Origin of the sequence: Stutzerimonas stutzeri, assembly GCF_019090095.1 — a bacterium.
Lineage (GTDB): Bacteria > Pseudomonadota > Gammaproteobacteria > Pseudomonadales > Pseudomonadaceae > Stutzerimonas > Stutzerimonas stutzeri_AN.
Genome location: NZ_JAGQFP010000001.1, coordinates 1,944,133 through 1,963,729 on the forward strand (window position 1 = coordinate 1,944,133; position 19,597 = coordinate 1,963,729).

Genomic DNA, 19,597 nt, shown 5'->3' on the forward strand with positions numbered 1-19,597 from the left:
TTTATTACCTCAATTTCAGCGTGGCGAGACCAACCAGCACCAGGATCACCGTGATGATCCAGAAGCGCACGATGACCCGCGGTTCGGGCCAGCCCTTGAGTTCGAAATGGTGATGAATCGGCGCCATGCGGAAGACGCGCTTGCCGGTCAGCTTGAAGGACGCCACCTGAATCATCACCGACAGGGTTTCCATCACGAACACCCCGCCCATGATGAACAGCACCACTTCCTGCCGGACAATTACCGCGATGGTGCCCAGCGCCGCGCCGAGGGCCAACGCGCCAACGTCCCCCATGAATACCTGCGCGGGATAGGTGTTGAACCAGAGAAAACCGAGCCCTGCACCGATCAATGCTCCGCAGAAGACGATCAGCTCGCCGGCACCGGGGATATAGGGAATCAGCAGATAGTCGGCGAAGTTCACGTTGCCGGACAGATAGCAGAAGATGCCCAGCGCACCACCGACCATGACCGTTGGCATGATCGCCAGGCCGTCCAGACCATCGGTGAGGTTGACCGCGTTGCTCGAGCCGACGATGACGAAATAGGTCAGCACCACGAAGCCGATGCCCAGCGGAACCTCGATGTTCTTCAGCAACGGCAGGATCAAGGTGGTTTCGACCGGCGTCTGCGCGGTCATATAAAGGAAGATCGCGGCGCCGAGGCCGAACACCGACTGCCAGAAGTACTTCCAGCGGCTCGGCAGGCCACGGGAGTTCTTTTCGATGACCTTACGGTAGTCGTCGACCCAGCCAACCGCGCCGAACAGCAGCGTGATGGCCAGAACGACCCAGACATAGCGATTGGACAGATCGGCCCAGAGCAAGGTGCTGATGGCAATCGCGCTGAGGATCAGGGCGCCGCCCATCGTTGGCGTACCCGACTTGGACAGGTGCGACTGCGGGCCATCGGTGCGCACGGATTGGCCAATCTGGCGCATCTGCAAGGTGCGGATCAGCCAGGGGCCCATCCACAGCGACAGGACCAGCGCGGTAAGCACGCCGAGAATTCCACGCAGCGACAGGTACTGAAAGACAGCGAAGCCCGTGTGGAATCGTTGCAGATACTCGGCGAGTAGCAGCAGCATCAGTGGTTCTCCGTGCTGGACGCGGATAGCGCGGCGACGACCTTATCCATCGCGGCGCTCCGTGATCCCTTGATCAAAATGGTGGTGGCGTTGCCCTGCTCCAGGCGCAACGCTTCGATCAGGTCTTGCTGATTGGCGAAATGACGGCCGCCAGCACCGAACGCCTCGACGGCATGCGCCATCAACGGTCCCACTGCGAACAGCGCGTCCACTTTGCCCACGGCGTAGCTTCCAACCTCACGGTGGCCTTGTTCGGCCCACTCGCCCAGCTCGCCCATGTCCCCCAACGCCAGCACGGTGCGACCCGCAAAACCGGCCAGCACATCGATGGCGGCGCAAATCGAAGCGGGGTTGGCGTTGTAGGTGTCGTCGATCAGACGCACGCCATTGCTGAGCATCTGCGCAACGCCCCGTCCCTTGACTGGCTGCAGGCTCTCGAGCCCTTCGACGATGTGCTCAGCGGCGACTCCGAGCGCATGCGCTGCAGCGGCTGCAGCGAGCGCGTTGGCGACACTGTGGCGGCCGAGCAGATTCAGTTGTACACGCACGGAGCCTGTTGGGCCGTCCAGCACGAAATTCGGACAGCCACGCAAATCGTAAGCGATTGAGGCAGGATGGAAGTCCGCCAGCGGGCTCTGGATCGCGAAGCTCACTACACGCTTGCCAGCCGCGCGCTTTTCCCAGGTCGCATAGGCCCGATCATCGCGATTGAGCACAGCGATGCCGTGCTCACCAAGCCCGTCGAGAATCTCGCCCTTGGCTTCGACGATTTTCTCCGGCCCGCCAAACTCACCCACATGGGCGGTCCCGGCATTGGTAATCAAACTGACATCCGGCTGCGTCAGGCTGACGGTATAGGCGATCTCGCCAACACGCGAAGCGCCCAGCTCGATGACAGCCGCGCGGTGTTGGGGAGCCAGCTCGAGCAGCGTCAGCGGCGCGCCAAGGTCATTGTTCAGGTTGCCGCGCGTCGCCAATACCGCGTTGAAGCCATAGGCCGCGCGCAGAATGCTGGCAAGCAGTTCCTTGACGCTGGTCTTGCCGCTGGAGCCGGTGACGGCGGCGACCGGGCCGGTGAACGCGGCGCGATTTTGCGCCGCCAGACGGCCCAGGGCTATGCGGCAATCTGCGACCACCAGTTGCGGCAGCGAAACCCCATCAACGGGCCGCTCGACCAGCGCTGCCACGGCGCCCTTACCGGCCACGTCGGCCAGATAGGCGTGACCGTCGAAGCGCGGGCCGGTCAGCGCGATGAACAACTGTCCGGGCTCGATGGCGCGGCTATCGGTACTGACCGAACCGAAGGTCGCGTCCGCGCCGACCAACTGGCCAGACAGGACCTCGACCAGATCGCTGAGACGCATGGCTTCAAGCATGGGTATCGCTCCAGGCAGCCAGGGCCAAAGAGGCCTGTTCGAGATCGGAAAACGGAGTGCGTTCGCCTTTGATCTCCTGATAATCCTCGTGGCCTTTGCCCGCGAGCAGTACTACATCGTCGAGCTCGCTGCCGGCGATGCATTGGGCGATGGCTTCGGCGCGGCCCGGAATGAAGGCGACCCGCGCCGGATTGGTGAAGCCGGTACCTATATCGCCGAGAATCTGCGATGGGTCTTCACTGCGCGGGTTGTCGTCCGTCACCACGATCTGATCGGCCATACGCTCGGCGACCTCGGCCATCAAAGGGCGCTTGCCGCGATCCCGATCGCCGCCACAGCCGAACAGGCACAACAACCGGCCTCGGGTATGGGGACGCAGGGCACCGAGAACTTTCTCCAGCGCATCGGGCGTATGCGCATAGTCGACCACCACCAGAGGCAGATCGCCGCCACCCAGACGCTGCATGCGCCCGACAGGCCCCTCGAGGTGGGGCAGCACGGCGAGGATCTCATCCAATGGGTAGTTCATACCCAGCAGCGCACCGACCGCTGCGAGTACGTTGCTGACATTGAAACGCCCAAGCAGTGGGCTGCGCAGGGCACGCTGGCCCTGGGGCGTGACCAGGCGCGCGTGAATACCATCATCGTCGAGCCGAACGTCCGGGCAATAAAGGTAGGCAGAGGGGTCGTCCAGGCTGTAGGTGATCAGCCGCGAGTCCATCTGTTCTGCTGCCAGAACACGTCCGAACGCGTCATCCAGATTTACCACACGGCAACTGAGCCCTGGCATTTTCAGCAGACGCGACTTGACCTCGCCATAGGCCTCCATCGAACCGTGGTAATCCAGATGGTCGCGAGACAGGTTGGTGAACACCGCCACGTCGAATGCCAGCGCGGCTACCCGGCCTTGGTCGAGACCATGCGAGGACACTTCCATCGCTACAGCCTTAGCGCCTTGCTTGCGCAGGTTCGCCAGGTTTGCCTGGACGCCGATGGGGTCGGGCGTGGTGTGCTGGCCAAGCTCCAATTCGCCGTGAAAGCCGGTGCCGAGGGTTCCGATGATGCCGCAGCGCTCGCCCATGCGATCCAGCGCCTGAGCAACGAGATAGGTCACGCTGGTCTTGCCGTTGGTGCCTGTCACACCAACCAGATGCAGGCTGCGACTTGGCTCGCCGTAGAACCGTCCAGCAATGGCGGACAGCTGTTCAGCCAAGCGCCGGACCGGCACGAGGACTGCGCTTTCCGCGGTCATGTGCGCCGCGCCTTCGGCTTCGTAGGCGATGGCAGCCGCGCCGCGGGAAATCGCGTCGGCGATATGCTTGCGGCCATCGTGCTGCAGCCCGGGGACCGCCAGGAACAGATCGCCAGGACGGACCTTGCGGCTATCCAGCGTGAGCTCGCGTATGAGGGTGGCACTGGAGGCCTGAGGCAGCAGCTGATTCAACGGCATCGGCATCAGATACGCCCTCCCTTCGTTTTAGCTGCTTCAGCCGTCTGGATGTCCTCGGCCGGAGGCAGGTTGTCCGGCGCAACGTTCAACAGGCGCAGCGCCCCAGACATCACGCGGCTGAACACCGGCGCAGAGACCAGCCCGCCGAAGTAACCACTCTTGCTCGGCTCGTCGATCACCACCGCGACGGCAATGCGTGGGTCCTTCATGGGCCCGAAACCGGCAAACATCGAGCGGTAGGCGTTTTCCTGGTAGCCGCGGCTGCTCGAGGACGCCTTGCGTGCGGTGCCGCTCTTGCCCGCTACGTGATAGCCAGGAACCTGGGCGCGAAACACGCCACGGGGCGCCTCGATGACTTCCTGGAGCATGCCTTGAAGGGTCTTGGCGACTTCGGGCGAAATCACCTCGACGCCATCGGGTTTCTGGTCAACGCGTGTCATCGACATCGGCACCAAGCGGCCATTGTTGGCCAGCGTGCTGTAGGCGTGAGCCAGCTGAACAGCCGTCACGGACAGGCCGTAACCGTAGGAAAGCGTGGCCGTTTCAGCCTTGCGCCATTCACGATGGCTGGGCAGGTTGCCAACCCGCTCGCCAGGAAAGCCCAGGCCGGTGTCCTGGCCAAAGCCGACCTTGCGCATGACGTCATGGATCGCCGCGCCGCCAATGTCGAACGCGACTTTACTCATGCCGACGTTGGAGGAGTTGATCAGGATGCCGGTCAGGTCCAGCTCACGACCTTCGGTTTTGGAGACGTCACGGATGGTGTAGCGACCGATGCGCAGGGAGCCTGGCCATACTTCGACGATATCGCTGGGTTTCCAACGCCCCGTTTCGAGCGCCGCGCTCATCGAGATGGGTTTCATTGTCGAGCCCGGCTCGAACACGTCCGTCATCGCCCGGTTGCGCATTGCGCTCGGCTGCAGGTTGCGGCGGTTGTTAGGGTTGTAGGTCGGCTGGTTGACCATGGCCAGCACCTCGCCCGTTTTCACGTCGAGCATGACCAGGCTGCCCGCCTTGGCGCCAAACTCCAGCAGCGCGTTGCGTAGCTCACGATGCGCCAGGTATTGCAGACGCAGGTCGATGGACAGCGCCAAGGTCTTGCCGGCCTTGGCGTTCTTGGTCACCTGAACGTCCTTGATCAGCCGGCCCCGACGGTCCTTGAGTACCTGCCGCTTGCCTGGCACGCCCGCCAACCACTCGTCGTACGCCAGTTCCAGACCTTCCCGGCCACGATCGTCGATGTCCGTGAAACCGACCACGTGCGCAGCCACCTCACCCGCGGGATAGAAGCGGCGAAACTCTTCCTGCGAGTAAACGCCCGGAATGCCCAGCGCGAGCACACGCTCACCCTGCTCTGGCGTCAAACCACGCACCAGGTAGGTGAACTCGCGCTCAGCTTGGTCCTTGAGGCGCTGCGCCAGCACGGTAGGATCCTGGCCCATGGCCTTGGCCAGCTCCGGCCAGCGCGCCTGGGCCGCCTGCAATTCCCGCGGGTTGCCCCAAAGCGTGGTGACGGGCGTACTGACGGCCAAGGGCTCGCCGTGACGGTCCGTGATCAACCCGCGATGTGCCGGGATGGGAATGTGGCGGACGCTACGGGCGTCCCCCTGATTCTTGAGGAAGCTCTGGTCGACGACCTGCAGGTCGACGATGCGCCAGGCGAGCGCACCGGTCATCAGTGCCAGAAGAGCCAGCACGATGCGAAAGCGCCACGGGTAGAGCGCGCCTTGCAACCTCATGGTGCCACCAACCTGACATCCGCCGCTGCCGGGATGTGCATTTTCAACTGTTCGGCCGCCAGGGTCTCGATACGGTTGTGCGCCGTCCAGGTGCTCTGCTCCAGGATCAGCCGCCCCCACTCCGCCTGGGCCTTGTCGCGCACGCTGAGCTCGCCGTACAACTCGTTGAGCAGTTGACGATTCCAGTGGGCGCTATACGCGACGGCGATTGCCGACAAGAGCACGGCGATGAACAGCACCAGCATCAGCAGGCTTCCGTTAGGCATGGCACGACGGAGCTGGCTCATCGCAGCTTCTCCGCAACGCGCATCACGGCACTGCGTGAGCGGGGGTTTGCCTTGACCTCTTCAGCTGACGCGTACTGCGGCCTGCCCAGCAACTTCAGGCGTGGCACGAACTTCTCGGGGATGATCGGCAGGTCGCGCGGGAGGGTATCGGCCTCGCCCTTGGCGTGACGCCGCATGAACTGCTTGACGATACGGTCTTCCAGCGAATGAAAGCTGATCACGACCAGCCGGCCACCCACCTCGAGCGCTTCCAAGGCCGCTTCCAGGCCTGTCTCAAGGTCACCGAGCTCGTTATTGATGAAAATACGCAGCCCCTGGAAGGCGCGCGTCGCTGGATTCTTGCCTTTTTCCCAAGCCGGATTGGCGACCGTCAGCACCTGAGCAAGATCGGCCGTGCGCTCGAACGGACGCTCGGCGCGACGCTGCACGACTGCGCGAGCCATGCGCTTGGCGAAACGCTCCTCGCCGTACTCCTTGAATACGTGGGCGATGTCCTCTTCGCTGGCCGTGGCAATCCACTCAGCCGCACTGACGCCCCGACTGGGATCCATGCGCATATCCAGTGGACCGTCGTTGAGGAAGCTGAAGCCGCGCTCGGGATCGTCCAGCTGCGGCGAAGACACACCGAGATCCAGCAAGACACCGCTGATAGTCCCGGTCCAGCCGCGCTGCGCCACTTCCTCGCCTAGCTCAGCGAAACTTCTCTGCACAACGACAAAGCGGCCATCCTCGGCCGCCAGTGCTTGTCCCGTAGCAATTGCCAGGGGATCCTTGTCGAAGCCTAGCAAACAGCCATCAGGCCCAAGCTGCCGCAATAGAAGGCGGCTGTGCCCGCCGCGCCCGAACGTTCCGTCCAGATAGCGACCGTCCGCACGCACGGCGAGCGCCGCAACGGCCTCGTCGAGCAAAACGGTTACATGGCTGTAGGCGCTGGTCTGGGTCACAGGATTAGATCACGTAGTTCTTCCGGCAAAGCGCCGGGTTGTTTGATGGCCGCCAGGTCCGCATCCGCTTGTGCGTTCCAGTCGTCCTCGTTCCACAGGCTGAACTTATTCAGCTGGCCGACCAGCATGGCCCGCTTGTCCAGCCCTGCATATTCACGCAAGCGCGGCGGCACCAGCACTCGGCCGCTGCCATCCATTTCCAGGTCGACCGCATTACCGATCAGCAAGCGCTGCAGTCGACGACTCTCCTCTCTCAACGAGGGCAGCTCTCGCAGCTTGGCTTCGATCTGCTCCCATTCGGGCAGTGGGTAAATACAAAGGCACCGATCGACCGCATCGATGGTGACGATCAGCTGGCCCTCGCAGCGCGAAACGAGCTCGTCACGGTACCGGCTGGGCATGGCTAGCCGCCCTTTGGCATCGAGACTGATGGCGTTTGCTCCGCGAAACACGGCTGCGTTTCCCCTGAATTAGCTTTCCGAGCCCATTACTACCCACTTCGTGCCACTTTTCACCACTTGTGCGCACTATAGAAATGCAGCAGCCCCACCGTCAAGGTGACCCTGACGGGAAAAACCCTTATGTGGCAGGAATTTAGCAACCGAAACGGGGATAAACGGTGAAGCGGAGGGTTTGAAAAAACGCGATATCGAACAACGGCAAAAGCCTGCACTTCAAAGTTAAAGTACTTTATTAAGAGCAAGATTTTTTTGGTCTAAAAAGAGGGAGTGTTTCGGCAGGAAAGTCGGAGAGTCGATCTGTAAGCCGGGTTCTGTCGAGGACAGTCATTCCTCTACGACAGCCATCACTGACTGCCTCTAGCAACCTACCCGGATCCAGCGCGGGCCACGCCAATGGATCCCTATTTGGTCTTGCTCCAAGTGGGGTTTACCTAGCCACGGACTGTTGCCAGCCGCGCGGTGCGCTCTTACCGCACCTTTTCACCCTTACCGGCGCCGAAGCGCTTAGGCGGTTATTTTCTGTGGCACTTTCCGTAGGCTCACGCCTCCCAGGCGTTACCTGGCACTTCGCCCTATGGAGCCCGGACTTTCCTCCCTCCCTTCTTGCGGAACAAAAAGAGACAGCGACTGTCCGATCGACTCTCCGACGCGCAGAGTACTTGGCCGCACCCCAGGCTGCAAGCCGAACGGCGCATGAAAACCCGACCGCTCGGTGCGCCAAGGCCTGTCACACGCGTCAACCTTCGCCCTTGTCCTCCAGCGCGAGCTGATAGAGCAGGTTTTTTCGAACACCGGTGATCTCGGCAGCGACGGCCGCGGCGCGCTTGAGCGGCATCTCCGCCAGCAACAGGCGTAACACTCGACGGGCGTTCGTGTCGACCACGTCATCGCCCTGCGGCGCCTGCCAACCACCAACGACCAATACGCATTCGCCACGCTGCTGGTTGGTATCGGCCGCCACCCAGGCGTGCAGCTCGCCCAACGGGAGCCCTTTCAACGTCTCGAATGTTTTGGTCAGCTCACGCGCGAGTACCGCCGGGCGCTCTGCACCGAACACCGACTCCAGGTCACCGAGCGACTCCAGGATCCGATGCGGCGCCTCATAAAAAATCAGCGTGCGCGGCTCCTCCCGCAGCAGCTCGAGACGCGCCCGACGCGCCCCCTGCTTGGCAGGCAGAAAACCCTCGAAAATGAAGCGATCGGAGGGCAAGCCCGCCGCGGAAAGCGCGGCAATCAGCGCACAGGCGCCCGGTAGAGGAACAACCCGAATACCTGCCGAACGCGCCTGCCGAACCAGGTGGTAGCCAGGGTCGGATATCAGCGGCGTACCCGCATCGGAGATCAGCGCCACGTCGTCGCCTGCCAGCAGCCGCGTGATGAAGCGCCCGCCCTCGTCTCGCTCGTTGTGCTCATGGCAGGCCGCCAACGGCGTGGCAATGCCGAAATGCTGCAGCAGCCGAGCCGAATGGCGCGTATCTTCCGCCGCAATCAGCGCCACCTCCGCCAGAACCCGCAGCGCCCGGGCGCTGATATCGTCCAGATTGCCGATGGGCGTGGCGACGACATAGAGCGTACCCACAGCGGAATTAGCATCAGCCGGCGTAGTCACAGGCGTACCTCATTTACGGAAAACGCGCATTGTAGCCCGTTTGCAAGCCACGACATCGCGCCCTTACCGGTGCTTGGGTACAATCCGCCGACACTCGCCAGCGCCTCCAGGAATGATCACATGATGGCTCGCTTTCGCCCGCTCCTCTTCTTATGCATTGCTGCCGTGCTTTCGGCCTGCGCCAGCTCGCCCTCGTCGACGCTGGGTGAGCTGCCCCGCACCCCACAGGCATCGACGCAACAACTGTTGAAGGAAGCCGACGCCAGCGACCCTGCCGAAGCCGCACTACTGCGTCTGTCGGCAGCCGATCAGAGCCTGCAGCAAGGCAACAACGCCCAGGCCTCGAAGATTCTCGAGCAGGTTGACGTCGCACAGCTGATGCCCGCTCAACAGATGTTCGCCAAAACCCTGGAAGCGGAGCTGGCGCTGGCCGACAACCAACCAAAACGCGCCCTTCAAGCGTTGCAGCATCCAGCGTTCGAGCGCCTCGCGGAGCTGCCGGTCGAACAGCAGCTGCGCACGCAACTGGCGCGTGCCCAGGCGTTTGCCGCGAACGATCAGCCCCTGGAGGCGGCGCGCGAACGGACCTTCATCGCCCCACTCCTGGACGGTGACGCAGCCAAACAGAATCACGAAGCGATCTGGGAGCTCGTCTCGAGCCTGCCGACCGATCAATTGCAGCCGACCACTGACGCCGATCTGTCCGGCTGGTTATCGCTGGCTGCCACGGTGAAACAGGCCGGCACCCTAGGTCAGCAGCAACGCGCAATCGATGCGTGGGTCCAGCAGAACCCCAATCATCCAGCGGCCCGTGCACTACCAGAACCGCTGGCAAAACTTCGCGAGCTGGCAGACAAGCCGCTCTCCCACGTAGCCCTCCTGCTACCCATGGACGGTCCTCTGGCGAGTGTTGCGCGAGCATTGCGTGATGGTTTTCTGGCCGCTCACCTGGCGGCGCGCCAGGACTTGAACATCGAACTGTTCGACAGCACACGCCTGACCTCGCTGGATGACTTCTATCGCCAAGCCGCCGCCTCTGGCGTCGAACTCGTTGTCGGCCCCCTGGACAAGGAAATGGTCCGCCAACTGGCCAGCCGCGACCAGTTGCCCATCACGACGCTTGCCCTCAATTACAGCGATGCAGGCCAGAAAGCCCCGCCACAGCTGTTCCAGTTCGGCCTGGCCGCTGAAGACGAGGCACGCGAAGTCGCGCGCCGAGCCTGGGCCGATGGCCATCGTCGCGCCATTGCACTGACGCCACGCGGAGACTGGGGCAACCGCGTCTTCCAGGCGTTTCGCGAACAGTGGCAGCAACAGGGCGGGACCGTTGTTGCGGCGGAACCCCTGGCAGAACCGATTGAGCTCGCCAAGCAAATTGCCGACCTGCTACAAGTGCGCAGCCAAGGCGACGCGCAGCCAACCCGCCGCCAGGATGTCGATTTCCTGTTTTTGGCAGCGACGCCACAGCAGGCGCAGCAAGTCAGGCCCACGCTGATATTCCAGTACGCTGGCGACCTGCCCGTCTATGCCACTTCACATCTGCATGCCGCCACGGGTAACCGCACCCAATACCTTGACCTGGAAGGCATTCGCTTCACCGAAACCCCCTGGCTGCTGAATGATCAGCTCCCCCTTCGGCAGGAAATAGAGCGCAAATGGCCGCAAGCCCGCGGCAGTCTGGGCCGCCTGTATGCCATGGGCGCCGATGCGTACCTGCTGGCACCGCGCCTGAACCAACTGCTTGTGCTTCCGGAAACACGGCTCGAAGGCCTGTCAGGCTCGCTCGGCATCACCCCGGAGCGACGGATCGAGCGGCAGCTGCCCTGGGCCGAATTTCATGACGGCGAAGTCCAGCCGCTGACGGACACACCGCATTGACAACCAGCAAGCAGATCAGCGGGCAGCTTGCCGAAGAAGCTGCTCAGCAACACCTGCAACGGCATGGTCTGCGCCTGCTATGCCGGAATTGGACCTGCCGTAGCGGCGAGCTTGATCTGGTCATGCTCGATGGCGATACAGTAGTATTCGTCGAGGTCCGCTATAGGCGTCACGCCGCGTGGGGCGGCGCGCTAGAAAGCGTCGATATGCGCAAACAGCAAAAGCTGATCAAGGCGGCCCAGCATTTCCTGCAGAAGGAGAACCGCTGGGCCAGGCATCCCTGCCGCTTCGACGTGGTCGCCCTGGGCGCGGCGGCTGACAGCGCAGAGAAGCCCAACTGGATCCGCAATGCATTCGATGGCTAAGCATGCTTCGCACTGACTCGCCCTACGCGCATCGCACAGTTCGCGCCTTCCTCATGAATTCCTACGGCACGGCAAAAGCAGCCCAGCCCGTCACCTGAAGGTCAAACCCATGGATATGCAATCCCGTATACGTCAGCTTTTTCAAGCCAGCATCGAAACCAAGCAGAGCGCCATGGAAGTGCTTGCGCCCAGCATCGAACAGGCCGGGCAGGTCATGGTCAACGCACTGCTGAGCGAGGGCAAGATTCTTACCTGCGGTAATGGCGGGTCAGCCGGCGATGCACAGCATTTCTCTTCGGAACTGCTCAACCGCTTCGAGCGAGAGCGCCCGAGCCTCCCGGCTATAGCGCTGACGACGGACAGCTCCACGCTTACCTCGATCGCCAACGACTACAGCTACAACGAAGTGTTTTCCAAGCAAATCCGCGCGCTCGGCCAACCAGGCGACGTATTGCTGGCGATCTCCACCAGCGGCAACTCGGCCAACGTGATTCAGGCCATCCAGGCCGCGCATGATCGCGAAATGGTCGTGGTGGCACTCACTGGCCGCGACGGCGGCGGCATGGCCTCGCTGCTGCTGCCTGAAGACGTCGAGATACGCGTACCGGCGAAAGTGACCGCACGCATCCAGGAAGTCCACCTGCTGACAATCCACTGCTTGTGCGATCTGATAGACAACCAACTGTTCGGGAGCGAAGAATGAATTCGGTTCGCCTGCACGCGCTTACGCTCGCCCTGTGCCTGGCCACCACCGGCTGCAGCTCGGTGCTTACGGCCACTCGCGACGCCCCCATCAATGACAACCGCGGAACCCGCACGATCGGCAGTACGATCGACGACTCGCTGATCGAAACGAAAGCTGCCGTGAACATCGCCAAGGCCCATCCGGACCTGGATCAGGCCTCGCACATAATCGTGGCAAGCTATAACGGGGTGGTGCTCCTGGCTGGCCAGACGCCACGGCAGGAGCTCAAGCAACTGGCCGAACAGGCCGCCAGCTCCGTGCAGCGGGTCAAACGCGTGCACAACGAACTGCAGGTATTGAAGCCCTCCTCGGCCCTGGCCCGCAGCAACGACTCCTGGCTGACGACCAAGATCAAGACGCAAATGCTCGCCGACGCCAGCGTCCCGGGCTCGCGCATCAAGGTCATCACCGAAAACGGGATCGTCTACCTGCTCGGCCTCGTGACGCGCCAGGAAGGCAACCGAGCGACGAGCGTGGTGCAGGGGGTTTCTGGCGTGCAGCGCATCGTCAAGCTGTTCGAGTACATCGACTGAACCAATCGGGTAAGCGCGGCAGCAGGTATCCCTGGCTGCCGCGCTTTGCCGCCATGCGCCACTGCATGGCAAAGCCTGACTCGGCTTATTTGACGACTTTCAGACTAGGGCGCCCCGTAGCCGCAGGTCGGGCAGACGCACCGGCGTCGGACGAGTCATCCGTCGGTGTGTCGTCCGGCGGAGTTGGCTCGATCTCGAAGACCATGCCCTGCCCATTCTCCCGCGCATAGATTGCCATCACCGCAGCAGCAGGGACGTGCAGGCTATGCGGAACACCGCCGAAGCGCCCTTCGAAGCTGATCGACTGGTTATCCATCTGCAAATGCCGAACCGCGCTAGGCGCCACGTTCAGTACGATCTGTCCGTCACTGGCAAAGCCATCGGGAACCTGCACACCCGGATGATCGGTGTTTACCAGCAGGTGTGGCGTACAGTCGTTGTCGACGATCCATTCATATAGCGCCCGAACCAGATAAGGACGACTTGAAGTCATATACGGCCTCTCTTAGCGCATGCCGCGCTCAACGGCGGATAGACTGACCTGGAAGGCCTCGCGAGCAAAGTTGGTATCCATGTAGTCGAGCAGCGGCTTCGCTGCTCGCGGCAGCTCGATACCGAGTTTGGGCAAACGCCACAGGATAGGCAACAGACAGCAATCGACCAGACTGATCTCGTCACTCATGAAGAACGGCCGCTCGGCGAACACCGGCGACACACCCGTGAGGCTTTCGCGCAACTCCTTACGCGCCTGGGCCCGCACGGCGTCGGCCGTGCGACGGTCGGATATCCGATCCACCAGGCTGCACCAGTCCCGCTGAACCCGGTGCACCAGCAGCCGGGTATTGGCCCTGGCGACCGGATACGCCGGCAGCAGCGGAGGATGCGGATAACGCTCCTCCAGGTATTCAGTGATCACGTTCGGCTCATACAAGGCCAGATCACGGTCCACCAGCGTCGGCACACTGGCGTAGGGATTCACCTCGGTCAATCTGACCGGACAACGCGCCGGATCGACATCGAGCACCTCGACGCTGACACCTTTCTCCGCCAGCACGTAGCGCACCCGGTGCGAATAATGGTCGGCGGGATCGGAATAACAGGCCAACCGGTTGGTAGCGGCCATAGGGTCCCTCCTCGTTGGAATTATGTCGGAGCAGAAAAAAGCGCGCGCCCATGAGGGCGCGCGCAGAGTACCGCAAAACAGCGAAGGGTCAGTGAACGTCTTTCCAGTATTCCCGCTTGAGCAAATAGGCGAATACGAAGAAGAACGCCAGGAACAGCAGCACGTAGGTACCTATGCGCTGGCTTTCCAGCTTGACCGGGTTAGCCGAGTAGGCCAGGAACGTCACGAGGTTTTTGATTTTCTCGTCGTACTCTGCCTCAGTCAGCGAACCAGTGCCTGGCACGACGGTCATCGCGTGACAATCTTCGTGCGTGATCGGCGTGCCGGTCAGCGGATCGAATTGCTTGCGACCATCCTCGACCACCTGGACCTGCTTGCAGGCCACCGACTCACCCTCCGGCAGCTTGCTCGGCAGCACTTGGCGCCCTTGCAGCGGGGCCAGCACATGCGGCATGCCGACGTTCGGGAATACGGTATTGTTAACACCGTAAGGACGGGTCGGATCTTCATAGAAGCTACGCAGGTAGGTATACAGCCAATCGTTACCGCGCACCCGCGCTACCAGGGTCAAATCGGGCGGAGCCGCACCAAACCAGGATTTGGCATCGCTCGGCTTCATGCCGATCTGCATGTGGTCGCCGATCTTGGCATCACTAAAGACGACATTGTCGAGCATGACATCTTCCGGAATACCAAGATCCTTCGCTACGCGCTCGTAGCGCTGATACTGGGCGCTATGGCAACCCATGCAATAGTTGGCGAAGGTTTTCAGACCATCCTGCATGGCGACCTTGTCGGTCAGATCGACATCGACTTCGTCAAGATGCACCCCGGCACCCGAGGCGAAACCAAACACCGGCACCAGTGCGAAAATAAATGCAGCAAATTGCTTTTTCATCAGCCAGCCACCCTTTGCGGAACTACTTTGGTCTTCTCGAGCTTGGTGTAGAACGGCATCAGGATGAAGTAACCGAAGTAAATAGCAGTACAGATCCGAGATACCAACGTACGCTCAGGCGTCGGAGCCAGCACGCCAAGCACGCCAAGGATGACGAAGGAAATACAGAACGCCAGCAGCGCGATCTTGCTCATCCAGCCTTTGTACTTCATGGACTTGACCGGACTGCGATCGAGCCACGGCAAGACGAACAGAACAGCAATCGCGGCGCCCATGGCGATGACGCCGAGCAGCTTGTCAGGAACCGCACGCAAAATCGCGTAGAACGGCGTGAAGTACCAGACCGGTGCGATGTGCTCAGGCGTCTTGAACGCGTTCGCCACTTCGAAGTTCGGCTTCTCGAGGAAGTAGCCGCCCATCTCAGGGAAGAAGAACACTACCGCGCAGAACACGAACAGGAATACCACCACCCCGACGATGTCTTTCACGGTGTAGTACGGATGGAAAGGAATGCCGTCCAGCGGTACGCCGTTTTCGTCCTTGGTCTTCTTGATATCCACGCCAAGCGGGTTGTTCGAGCCTACTTCGTGCAGCGCCAGGATATGCAGCACTACCAAGCCGAGAATGACGATCGGCAGCGCGATCACGTGCAGCGCGAAGAAGCGGTTCAGCGTGATGCCGGAGATCAGGTAGTCACCCCGGATCCACTGGGTCAGGTCACCGCCGATAACCGGGATGGCACCGAACAGTGAAATGATCACCTGAGCGCCCCAGTAGGACATCTGCCCCCACGGCAGCAGGTAGCCCATGAAGGCCTCGGCCATCAACGCCAGATAGATCATCATCCCGAAGATCCAGACAAGCTCGCGCGGCTTCTGGTAGGAGCCGTAGAGAATGCCGCGGAACATATGCAGATAGACAACGATGAAGAATGCCGACGCCCCGGTTGAATGCAGGTAGCGGATGATCCAGCCGTATTCCACATCACGCATGATGTATTCAACGGAGGCGAACGCGCCTTCAGCGGACGGCTCGAAACTCATCGTGAGCCAGATACCGGTGAGGATCTGGTTGACCAGTACCAGCAAGGCCAGTGACCCGAAGAAGTAAAGAACGTTGAAGTTCTTCGGTGCGTAATATTTGCTGAGATGGTCTTCCCACATCTTGGTCGCGGGGAAGCGCGCATCGACCCATTCCATGAACTTGCTCATCATGCGCTCTCCTGATCAACGCCAATGACGACCAGCGCGTCCGTCTCGTACGAATGCGGGGGAACCGGCAGGTTCAACGGGGCAGGCTGCCCTTTGAAGACGCGACCAGCCAGGTCGTACTTGGAGCCGTGGCATGGGCAGAAATAGCCACCGAGCCACTCGGGACCGAGGTCCGGCGGAGCCACTTCCGGGCGGAAGGACGGCGAACAGCCGAGGTGTGTGCACAACCCAACCAGGATCAACACTTCCGGCTTGATCGAGCGCACCTTCGGGTCGACGTACGCCGGCTGCTCGGACGCTTCGGACTTCGGATCGGCGACGGTATCGTTGAGCTTGTCCAGGTTCGACAGTGCCTCCTCGGTACGACGCACAATGAACACCGGCTGACCACGCCACTCGGCAACCATCTGCTGGCCTGGCTCGATCTTGCTGATATTAACCTTAACCGGTGCACCGGCTGCCTTGGCCTTGGCACTCGGGAACCACGATCCCACGAACGGGACCGCGGCACCCACCGCTCCTGCAGCACCTACTACCGAAGTAGCGGCTACGAGGAAGCGACGCCGGCCAGCATTCACGCCGTCATTGCTCATTCAGTCGTCTCCCATCAGTTTCTTATGGCCTACCGAAAGCAGGCGTCTACTACGTAAAACAGCCGCGAAAAAATTCGCCAAATGGTAAAGAAAAGCCCCTCGCATGACAAGGTAATAACCGGATACAACCCGGCGCGAAGCCCCGAAAACAGGGGCTCTCTTAACGCGACACGCTGTCGCACGGGTAAAAAAAAGCCCATAAAAAAACGCCCAGCTTCGAATAAAGCTGGGCGTTTTTTGTGAAGCGGGATTAGCGCTTCGAGTACTGCGGACGCTTACGCGCTTTACGCAGACCGACTTTCTTACGTTCAACTTCGCGAGCATCGCGAGTAACGAATCCAGCCTTGCGCAGAGCAGGACGCAGAGTCTCGTCATACTCCATCAGAGCGCGAGTGATACCGTGACGGATCGCACCGGCCTGACCACTCACACCACCACCAAGAACGGTAACGTAGATGTCGAACTTTTCGACAGTCTCAGTCAGTTCCAGAGGCTGACGAACCACCATGCGAGCGGTTTCACGCCCGAAGAAGTTGTCCAGCTCGCGGTTGTTGATGGAGATCTTGCCAGTACCCGGGCGCAGGAATACGCGCGCGGTTGCGGTCTTGCGACGGCCGGTGCCGTAATTTTGAGTCGCCGACATAATGAACTATTCCGTTAAATCTTCAGTTCTTGGGGCTGCTGAGCGGTGTGCGGATGATTGGCACCCTTGTACACCTTCAGCTTACGGTACATGTCGCGACCCAGCGGGTTCTTGGGCAGCATGCCCTTGACTGCGGTCTCGATCACACGTTCTGGCGCCTTGGCGATCAGCTTCTCGAAGTTGATCGACTTGATGCCACCCGGGAAACCGGAGTGAGAGTAGTACATCTTGTCGGTGGTCTTAGCACCGGTAACACGCACTTGCTCGGCGTTGATAACGACGATGTAGTCGCCAGTATCGACGTGAGGGGTGTATTCCGCCTTGTGCTTGCCACGCAGGCGGCTAGCGATTTCGGTTGCCAGACGACCCAGGGTCTGGCCGGCAGCGTCGACGACAAACCAGTCGCGCTTGACGGTTTCCGGTTTAGCAGTAAAAGTCTTCATTCGTTATAGCCTCAGGGGCCGCCCTGAAAATAAGACGGCGAATCTTACTGAATGGTGCTCGCCCTGGCAAGACCAAGGCAGCCGGAAACAGACGCTATCGGGGGCTCGGGTCAGCGCGTCCGCTACGGCAGTGTTCGGTAGGCTAGGCATCCCCTACCTTGTGTTTGCGTCAGCGGGCTAGGCATCCCCGGCGACAGGCTGCGGAATTATCCGGATTGCCAGCAAAATAGCAAGCATGTTCGGCCTGCAAGTTGACGGGTTTTCGCCTTCAGCCATCGCCAGCGCATAATCGGGAACGGGCATGTATCCATGAAACTTCCCGCCCACATTCACAATCCGAACAACGATCCAACAGACCAAAGGGGTATCGCATGGAATTGCGCCGACTCGGCCGCACCGATTTGACTGTCAGCTCGCTGTGCCTGGGCAGCATGACCTGGGGCGAACAGAACGATCAGGATCAGGCATTCGCCCAGCTGGATCGGGCCAAGGCGGCCGGGATCAACTTTCTCGACACCGCCGAAATGTATCCCGTCCCCCCGCGCGCGGAAACCTACGCCACTACCGAGCGCTACATCGGCAATTACTTCAAGACCCGCGGAAACCGCGCCGACTGGATTCTTGCCAGCAAGATTGCTGGCCCCGGCAATGGAATAAGCCACATACGCGACGGCCAGCTGAAGATGAATCGGCAGCATATCGCCGCCGCGCTGGACGCAAGCCTGCAGCGCCTGCAAACGGACTGGATCGACCTGTACCAGCTACATTGGCCCGAGCGCAGCACCAACTTCTTCGGCCAACTCGGCTACCGACATCGGGAGCAGGATTTTACCCCGCTCGAGGAGACCCTGGAGGCCCTGGATGAGCAGGTGAAGGCCGGCAAGATCCGCCATATCGGCCTGTCGAACGAAACACCCTGGGGCACCATGAAGTTCCTGCAATTGGCCGAGACCCACGGCTGGCCGCGCGCAGTCTCGATCCAGAATCCCTACAACCTGCTTAATCGAACCTTTGAGGTAGGCCTGGCCGAGATCGCCATGCGTGAGCAATGCGGCCTGCTGGCCTATTCGCCGCTAGCCTTCGGCACCCTCAGCGGAAAATACGAAAACGGTGCACGACCCGAAGGCGCGCGGTTAACGATGTTCAGCCGCTTTGCGCGCTACTCCAACCCGCAATCGCTGGCGGCCTGCTCCCGTTATGTGGCCCTCGCCCACGAGCACGGCCTGGATCCCGCGCAGATGGCACTGGCCTATGTTACCCAGCAGCCTTTCGTCACCAGCAACATCATCGGTGCGACATCGCTCGAACAACTCGAGCGGAATCTCGCAAGCGCCGAGCTGCGATTGTCGGCCGACATCATCGAAGCTATCGATGCGATACACACCGAGCAGCCCAACCCCGCGCCTTGATGGCGCCAGTGCACGCCCCTATGGCGCGAGCGGGCCGCCGACGAATCAGCCCGCCTCTTCACCACCGCAAGACGCCAGCCCCGGCGTGAGGACACCGAAGAATGATTTCCGCCGACCTGCTCGCACCGTCCAGCCTCTTGCTGGGCTGGCTGCTCTATGCCTGCGGACTGATTTGGGCCTGCGCCCGAGCCCCCTGGGTCGAGCTATTCAGCGACACTCGTCGTCAGCACCTGGTGTTCGGCGCAATCTTGGCAATCTTCTTACTATGGCTGGTTCGCCGGGATTTCGACTCCGGACTGTCCTTTCATTTCATTGGCCTGACCGCGGTGACCTTGCTACTGGATTGGCCCTTGGCGATTCTGGCCGCGTTCGCCGCTCAGCTCGGCCTGACGGTGACCGGCCACCAGCAGCTCGCGGCCCTCGGCCTGAATGGCACATTACTGGTACTGATACCTGTCGCGGTAACCGAGCTGTGCGCAATCGCGGTTGAACGCAACCAGCCGCGCAACCTGTTCGTCTACATCTTCTTCTCTGGATTCTTCGCCGCCGGGCTCGCCGCCCTGCTCTGCATTCTTGCTGGGCTGGGCGTCCTGCTGCTTGATGGTCGATATCCGATGCCGCCGTGGCTGGCCGACTTCGCCGGCTACATCTGGCTGGTGATGTTTCCCGAGGCCTTCATCAACGGCACCGTGGTAAGCGCACTGGTCGTGTACTACCCCGACTGGATGGAAACCTTCAATCGCAGCCGCTACCTGCAAGCCCCCTGGAAAGATGACAGCACCAAGCACGACTGAGGCCGTGAC

At 61.3% G+C, this 19,597-nt stretch carries 21 protein-coding genes and 1 other RNA gene; 6 read left to right on the top strand and 16 right to left on the bottom strand.

Going from position 1 to position 19,597, the window contains the following annotated elements:
• Positions 1-4: 4 nt before the first annotated feature.
• From mraY to rsmI, 9 genes are all read right to left on the bottom strand, one after another.
• Positions 5-1,087: a phospho-N-acetylmuramoyl-pentapeptide-transferase gene (gene mraY, locus KVO92_RS08465; RefSeq protein ID WP_217475144.1), complete on the bottom strand. Its 1,083-nt coding sequence runs from the start codon at positions 1,085-1,087 to the stop codon at positions 5-7.
• Positions 1,087-2,463 carry a UDP-N-acetylmuramoyl-tripeptide--D-alanyl-D-alanine ligase gene (locus KVO92_RS08470; RefSeq protein WP_217475145.1) on the bottom strand — a complete coding sequence of 459 codons (1,377 nt, stop codon included), beginning with the start codon at positions 2,461-2,463 and terminating at the stop codon, positions 1,087-1,089. Before KVO92_RS08470 ends, mraY begins: the two co-directional genes overlap by 1 nt.
• A complete protein-coding gene (locus KVO92_RS08475; protein ID WP_217475146.1) occupies positions 2,456-3,919 on the bottom strand; it encodes a UDP-N-acetylmuramoyl-L-alanyl-D-glutamate--2,6-diaminopimelate ligase in 1,464 nt (487 codons plus the stop codon). Before KVO92_RS08475 ends, KVO92_RS08470 begins: the two co-directional genes overlap by 8 nt.
• Positions 3,919-5,652, bottom strand: coding sequence for a peptidoglycan D,D-transpeptidase FtsI family protein (locus KVO92_RS08480; RefSeq protein ID WP_217475147.1), 1,734 nt, complete (start codon positions 5,650-5,652; stop codon positions 3,919-3,921). Before KVO92_RS08480 ends, KVO92_RS08475 begins: the two co-directional genes overlap by 1 nt.
• A complete protein-coding gene (ftsL, locus tag KVO92_RS08485) occupies positions 5,649-5,939 on the bottom strand; it encodes a cell division protein FtsL (RefSeq protein WP_102846941.1) in 291 nt (96 codons plus the stop codon). Before ftsL ends, KVO92_RS08480 begins: the two co-directional genes overlap by 4 nt.
• A complete protein-coding gene (rsmH, locus tag KVO92_RS08490) occupies positions 5,936-6,883 on the bottom strand; it encodes a 16S rRNA (cytosine(1402)-N(4))-methyltransferase RsmH (protein ID WP_217475148.1) in 948 nt (315 codons plus the stop codon). The genes ftsL and rsmH overlap by 4 nt, the downstream gene beginning before the upstream one ends.
• The gene (gene mraZ, locus KVO92_RS08495; protein WP_021208400.1) at positions 6,880-7,335 is read right to left on the bottom strand and encodes a division/cell wall cluster transcriptional repressor MraZ; all 456 of its coding nucleotides are present in this window, start codon (positions 7,333-7,335) and stop codon (positions 6,880-6,882) included. The genes rsmH and mraZ overlap by 4 nt, the downstream gene beginning before the upstream one ends.
• Positions 7,336-7,628: 293 nt before the next feature.
• Positions 7,629-7,987: RNase P RNA component class A (gene rnpB / locus KVO92_RS08500), an RNA gene on the bottom strand.
• A gap of 93 nt (positions 7,988-8,080) precedes the next feature.
• Positions 8,081-8,953 carry a 16S rRNA (cytidine(1402)-2'-O)-methyltransferase gene (gene rsmI / locus KVO92_RS08505; RefSeq protein WP_217475149.1) on the bottom strand — a complete coding sequence of 291 codons (873 nt, stop codon included), beginning with the start codon at positions 8,951-8,953 and terminating at the stop codon, positions 8,081-8,083.
• Positions 8,954-9,073: 120 nt separating this feature from the next.
• On the opposite strand from rsmI, the gene KVO92_RS08510 reads away from it, so the two are divergent.
• The 4 genes from KVO92_RS08510 to KVO92_RS08525 all read left to right on the top strand — a co-directional run bounded on the left by KVO92_RS08510 (position 9,074) and on the right by KVO92_RS08525 (position 12,474).
• A complete protein-coding gene (locus tag KVO92_RS08510) occupies positions 9,074-10,831 on the top strand; it encodes a penicillin-binding protein activator (protein WP_217475150.1) in 1,758 nt (585 codons plus the stop codon).
• Entirely contained in the window at positions 10,828-11,196 is a 369-nt protein-coding gene (locus tag KVO92_RS08515; RefSeq protein ID WP_217475151.1) for a YraN family protein, read from the top strand. Before KVO92_RS08510 ends, KVO92_RS08515 begins: the two co-directional genes overlap by 4 nt.
• A 109-nt stretch (positions 11,197-11,305) precedes the next feature.
• Positions 11,306-11,899 (top strand): phosphoheptose isomerase, encoded by a 594-nt coding sequence (locus tag KVO92_RS08520; protein ID WP_217475152.1) that lies wholly within the window; start codon positions 11,306-11,308, stop codon positions 11,897-11,899.
• Complete coding sequence (locus KVO92_RS08525) at positions 11,896-12,474, top strand: BON domain-containing protein (RefSeq protein ID WP_217475153.1); 579 nt, start codon at positions 11,896-11,898, stop codon at positions 12,472-12,474. Before KVO92_RS08520 ends, KVO92_RS08525 begins: the two co-directional genes overlap by 4 nt.
• 85 nt (positions 12,475-12,559) lie before the next feature.
• Here KVO92_RS08525 and KVO92_RS08530 read toward each other — a convergent pair whose 3' ends face one another.
• The 7 genes from KVO92_RS08530 to rplM form a co-directional block, all read right to left on the bottom strand.
• A complete protein-coding gene (locus KVO92_RS08530; RefSeq protein ID WP_217475154.1) occupies positions 12,560-12,967 on the bottom strand; it encodes a ClpXP protease specificity-enhancing factor in 408 nt (135 codons plus the stop codon).
• A 12-nt stretch (positions 12,968-12,979) separates the two neighbouring features.
• Complete coding sequence (locus KVO92_RS08535; RefSeq protein ID WP_217475155.1) at positions 12,980-13,597, bottom strand: glutathione S-transferase N-terminal domain-containing protein; 618 nt, start codon at positions 13,595-13,597, stop codon at positions 12,980-12,982.
• Positions 13,598-13,685: 88 nt separating this feature from the next.
• A complete protein-coding gene (locus KVO92_RS08540) occupies positions 13,686-14,495 on the bottom strand; it encodes a cytochrome c1 (protein WP_217475156.1) in 810 nt (269 codons plus the stop codon).
• The gene (locus tag KVO92_RS08545; RefSeq protein WP_217475157.1) at positions 14,495-15,706 is read right to left on the bottom strand and encodes a cytochrome b; all 1,212 of its coding nucleotides are present in this window, start codon (positions 15,704-15,706) and stop codon (positions 14,495-14,497) included. Before KVO92_RS08545 ends, KVO92_RS08540 begins: the two co-directional genes overlap by 1 nt.
• Positions 15,706-16,299 carry a ubiquinol-cytochrome c reductase iron-sulfur subunit gene (gene petA / locus KVO92_RS08550; protein ID WP_217475158.1) on the bottom strand — a complete coding sequence of 198 codons (594 nt, stop codon included), beginning with the start codon at positions 16,297-16,299 and terminating at the stop codon, positions 15,706-15,708. The genes KVO92_RS08545 and petA overlap by 1 nt, the downstream gene beginning before the upstream one ends.
• A 250-nt stretch (positions 16,300-16,549) precedes the next feature.
• The gene (gene rpsI, locus KVO92_RS08555; RefSeq protein ID WP_021209313.1) at positions 16,550-16,942 is read right to left on the bottom strand and encodes a 30S ribosomal protein S9; all 393 of its coding nucleotides are present in this window, start codon (positions 16,940-16,942) and stop codon (positions 16,550-16,552) included.
• Positions 16,943-16,956: 14 nt separating this feature from the next.
• A complete protein-coding gene (rplM, locus tag KVO92_RS08560) occupies positions 16,957-17,385 on the bottom strand; it encodes a 50S ribosomal protein L13 (RefSeq protein WP_019342644.1) in 429 nt (142 codons plus the stop codon).
• Positions 17,386-17,756: 371 nt separating this feature from the next.
• Between rplM and KVO92_RS08565 the strand changes: the two genes are divergently transcribed.
• Positions 17,757-18,794 carry an NADP(H)-dependent aldo-keto reductase gene (locus tag KVO92_RS08565; protein ID WP_217475159.1) on the top strand — a complete coding sequence of 346 codons (1,038 nt, stop codon included), beginning with the start codon at positions 17,757-17,759 and terminating at the stop codon, positions 18,792-18,794.
• 101 nt (positions 18,795-18,895) lie between these two features.
• Positions 18,896-19,588 (top strand): energy-coupling factor ABC transporter permease, encoded by a 693-nt coding sequence (locus KVO92_RS08570; protein ID WP_217475160.1) that lies wholly within the window; start codon positions 18,896-18,898, stop codon positions 19,586-19,588.
• The last annotated feature ends 9 nt before the right edge of the window (positions 19,589-19,597 follow it).